Genomic DNA, 4,180 nt, shown 5'->3' on the forward strand with positions numbered 1-4,180 from the left:
GGCCCCGAAGAGGCCCACGGCGCCCCCTCGGGGCCCACCAGCGCCCCGCCCCGCCCCGGAGCCCCGGGCACCCTGCCGCCCGGCGGCACCGGCACCGGCACCGGCCCGGGCGCTCTCGCGGCATGGCGGCGGTTCCGCGGCGCAATGATCTGCCTCGGGATCCTCCTCGTCGCCGCGATCACCCTCGCGGCCCTCGGCTCCGGGAGCCGCCACGGCCGCCTCGACCCCCGCTCCGCCGACCCCGACGGCAGCCGGGCCCTCGCCGAGCTGCTCCAGGCCCGCGGGGTCACCACCCGCGTCGTCACCACCGCCCGCGAGGCCGCCGCCGCGGCCGGCCCCGGCACCACCGTGCTGGTCACCGACCCCGACCGGCTCGGCGACACCCAGCGCCGCACCATCCGCTCCGTCATCGACCTCTCCGGCGGCCGGACCGTCCTGCTCGCCCCCAGCGGCCTCAGCCTGCCCGACCTGGCCCCGTCCGCCCGTACCAGGGGCGGCGCCTTCGAACGGGACCTCGACCCCGCCTGCCCCCTGCCCGCCGCCCTCTCCGCCGGCCGCGCCGGCACCGGCGGCGGCTACCGCTACACCACCGACGGACCGACCGGCGCAGCCACCGGCACGGCCTGCTACCCCGACGACGGCCACCCCACCCTCCTCGTCCTGCCCTCCGGCACCACCGGCGGCGACACCGTCCTCCTCGGCTCCGGGACGATCCTGCTCAACAAGAGGCTCGCCTCGGAGGGCAACGCCTCCCTCGCCCTCCAGCTCCTCGGCTCCCGCCCCGAACTCGTCTGGTACCTGCCCTCCCTGACGGAGATCCAGGACGAGGACCCCGGCGAGCAGAAGAGCCTCTTCGAACTGGTCCCCCGCGGCTGGGGCTGGGCCCTCCTCCAGCTCTTCCTCGCCGCGGCCCTCGCCGCCCTCTGGCGCGCCCGCCGGCTCGGCCCCCTCGTCACCGAGAAACTGCCCGTCGCCATCCGCGCATCCGAGACCACCGAGGGCCGCGCCCGCCTCTACCGCAAGGCCGGCGCCCGCGACCGCGCCGCGACCGTGCTGCGCGCCGCCGCCCGCGAACGCCTGGCCGCCCTGGTCGGCGTACCGCCCACCGGCGCCCACGAACCCGCGGCACTGGTCCCCGCCGTGTCCGCCCGCCTGACGGACGGTCACGGGGACCTGACCGCACTCCTCTTCGGCACCACACCCGCCGACGACGCGGCACTCGTCGCGCTCGCCGACCACCTCGACGCCCTCGAAAGAGAGGTCCGCACCTCATGACGGCCACCACGGACAGCGCCCGCTCCTCCCTGGAAGCGATCCGCACCGAGATCGGAAAGGCCGTCGTCGGCCAGGACTCGGCCGTCACCGGTCTCGTCGTCGCCCTGCTGTGCCGCGGCCACGTCCTCCTCGAAGGCGTGCCCGGCGTCGCCAAGACCCTCCTCGTACGGGCCCTCGCGGCGTCCCTCGCCCTCGACACCAAGCGCGTCCAGTTCACCCCGGACCTGATGCCCAGTGACGTCACCGGCTCGCTCGTCTACGACGCCCGCACCGCCGAGTTCTCCTTCCAGAACGGCCCGGTCTTCACCAACCTCCTCCTCGCGGACGAGATCAACCGGACCCCGCCCAAGACCCAGTCCTCCCTCCTCGAAGCCATGGAGGAGCGCCAGGTCACCGTCGACGGCACGCCGCGCGCCCTGCCCGAGCCGTTCCTCGTCGCCGCCACCATGAACCCGGTCGAGTACGAGGGCACGTACCCCCTCCCGGAAGCCCAGCTGGACCGCTTCCTCCTCAAGCTCACCGTGCCCCTGCCCTCCCGCGAGAACGAGATCGGCGTCCTGACCCGGCACGCCGCCGGCTTCAACCCGCGCGACCTGCAGGCAGCCGGCCTGCGCCCGGTCGCCGGCGCCGCCGAACTCGAAGCGGCCCGCGACGCCGTCGCCAAGGTGTCCGTCTCCCCGGAGATCGCCGGGTACGTCGTCGACGTCTGCCGCGCCACCCGCGAATCGCCGTCCCTCACCCTCGGCGTCTCCCCGCGCGGCGCGACCGCCCTGCTGGCCACCTCCCGCGCCTGGGCCTGGCTGACCGGCCGCGACTACGTCACCCCCGACGACGTCAAGGCCCTCGCCCTGCCCACGCTGCGCCACCGCGTCCAACTCCGCCCGGAGGCCGAGATGGAGGGCGTCACGGCCGACGCCGTCATCACCGCGATCCTGTCCCACGTCCCCGTCCCCCGCTGATGGCCCTCACCGGACGCGCCGCCCTGCTGGCGGCCCTCGGCAGCATCCCCGTCGGCCTGCTCGAACCGAGCTGGACGGGGATGCTCGCGGTCAACGGCGCCCTCGGCCTGGCCTGCGCCGTCGACTACGCGCTCGCGGCTCCGGTCCGCCGGCTCACGCTCACCCGCTCGGGCGACTCCTCCGTCCGCCTCGGCGAACCGGCGGAGGTCCACCTCACGCTCACCAACCCGGGCACCCGCCCGCTCCGGGCCCGCGTCCGCGACGCCTGGCCCCCCAGCAGCTGGCTCCCGGGCACCGAGGCCGACGCCTCCCGGCACACCCTGACGGTCCCGCCGGGCGAACGCCGCCGGATCACCACCCGGCTGCTGCCGACCCGCCGCGGTGACCGCCAGGCAGACCGCGTGACGATCCGCTCGTACGGGCCGCTCGGCCTGCTCGCCCGCCAGGGCACCCACACCGTTCCCTGGACGGTCCGGGTCCTGCCGCCCTTCACCAGCCGCAAACACCTCCCCTCGCGGCTGGCCCGGCTGCGCGAACTGGACGGCCGCACCAGCGTCCTGACCCGCGGCGAGGGCACCGAGTTCGACAGCCTCCGCGACTACGTCCCCGGCGACGACACCCGCTCGATCGACTGGCGCGCCACCGCCCGCCAGGACAAGGTCGCCGTCCGCACCTGGCGTCCGGAACGCGACCGGCACATCCTGATCTGCCTGGACACGGGCCGCACGTCGGCGGGCCGCGTGGGTGACGCCCCCCGCCTGGACTCGGCGATGGACGCGGCCCTGCTGCTGGCCGCCCTGGCCTCCCGGGCGGGCGACCGCGTCGACCTGCTGGCCCACGACCGCCGCACCCGCGCCCAGGTCCAGGGCCGCCCCGCCGGCGACGTCCTGCCGGCTTTCGTCAACGCCATGGCCACCCTGGAACCGGAGCTCGTCGAAACCGACGCGCGCACCCTGGTCTCGACGATCCTCCGCAACGCCCCGCGCCGGTCCCTGGTGGTGCTGCTGACGAGCCTGGACGCGGCCCCGACAGAAGAGGGCCTGCTCCCGCTCCTCCCCCGCCTCACGCAGCGCCACACGGTGCTGCTCGCGTCGGTGGCCGACCCGCGCGTCGAGGAGATGACGAGGTCCCGCGGCACGCTCGACGCGGTCTACGAGGCCGCGGCCGGCACCCAGTCCCAGGCGGCCCGCCGCCGTACGGCGGAGCAGCTCACCCGCCACGGGGTCCACGTCGTCGACGCCACCCCGGACACCCTGGCACCGGCCCTCTCCGACGCCTACCTGGCCCTGAAGGCAGCGGGACGCCTGTAGCGCCGTCAGCCGTCCGGCCCTCGGGGGCTCAGCCGGTCTTGGCGTACCCGAGGGCCTCGACGATCAGCCCGTCCCGTACCCGCATCACGTTGACGCAGCGGACATGGTCCTTCTCGCCCGGCCCGAACACCAGCTTCCAGCGGATCACCGACAGCTCCTCCGCACAGGTGACGTCCTCGACCTCGAAGTCGTTGGCCGGGTCGGTGGCGAAGTCGCTCCAGAACCGGATGCACTCCTCCGCCCCTTCCACCCGGGTGCCGTCGGGGGCCGGCGAGAGCCCTTCCATCACGCAGTCCGCGCCGACCAGGGCGGCGAGCCCCGAGGGGTCCCGCTGCTGGAACACCTGGTTGAAACGCTCGATGACCTCGGCCGTGGACGCCGTAGAAGCAGACATGACGTGCCTCCTCGTGAGTGGTGAGGCCCTGATCGTCCGCCACTCCCACCCGGCGGACAATTCCCTCCAGGGTATGGACCCTGGACCCAGAACGCAGAAAAGCCCCGCACCGAACCCATAAGGGCTGGTGCGGGGCTTTCCCACAAAGATTGTTCGGCGGCGTCCTACTCTCCCACAGGGTCCCCCCTGCAGTACCATCGGCGCTGAAAGGCTTAGCTTCCGGGTTCGGAATGTAACCGGGC

At 74.6% G+C, this 4,180-nt stretch carries 4 protein-coding genes and 1 rRNA gene; 3 read left to right on the plus strand and 2 right to left on the minus strand.

Features of this window, described 5'->3' with window-relative positions; all coding sequences use genetic code 11:
• Window positions 1-72: 72 nt before the first annotated feature.
• From ACFXA3_RS37205 to ACFXA3_RS37215, 3 genes are read left to right on the plus strand one after another with little or no spacing between them, the layout of a single operon-like run.
• The gene (locus ACFXA3_RS37205; RefSeq protein ID WP_385194757.1) at window positions 73-1,275 is read left to right on the plus strand and encodes a DUF4350 domain-containing protein; all 1,203 of its coding nucleotides are present in this window, start codon (window positions 73-75) and stop codon (window positions 1,273-1,275) included.
• Complete coding sequence (locus tag ACFXA3_RS37210) at window positions 1,272-2,234, plus strand: AAA family ATPase (protein WP_385194748.1); 963 nt, start codon at window positions 1,272-1,274, stop codon at window positions 2,232-2,234. Before ACFXA3_RS37205 ends, ACFXA3_RS37210 begins: the two co-directional genes overlap by 4 nt.
• Window positions 2,234-3,544: a DUF58 domain-containing protein gene (locus tag ACFXA3_RS37215; protein WP_385194751.1), complete on the plus strand. Its 1,311-nt coding sequence runs from the start codon at window positions 2,234-2,236 to the stop codon at window positions 3,542-3,544. Before ACFXA3_RS37210 ends, ACFXA3_RS37215 begins: the two co-directional genes overlap by 1 nt.
• Window positions 3,545-3,572: 28 nt before the next feature.
• On the opposite strand, the gene ACFXA3_RS37220 is transcribed toward ACFXA3_RS37215, so the two are convergent.
• Both ACFXA3_RS37220 and rrf read right to left on the minus strand, forming a co-directional pair.
• The gene (locus ACFXA3_RS37220; protein WP_385194754.1) at window positions 3,573-3,938 is read right to left on the minus strand and encodes a nuclear transport factor 2 family protein; all 366 of its coding nucleotides are present in this window, start codon (window positions 3,936-3,938) and stop codon (window positions 3,573-3,575) included.
• Between the two features lie 151 nt (window positions 3,939-4,089).
• Window positions 4,090-4,180 (minus strand): 5S ribosomal RNA (gene rrf, locus ACFXA3_RS37225); the annotation flags it as partial.

Source organism: Streptomyces sp. NPDC059456 (assembly GCF_042750055.1).
GTDB lineage: Bacteria > Actinomycetota > Actinomycetes > Streptomycetales > Streptomycetaceae > Streptomyces.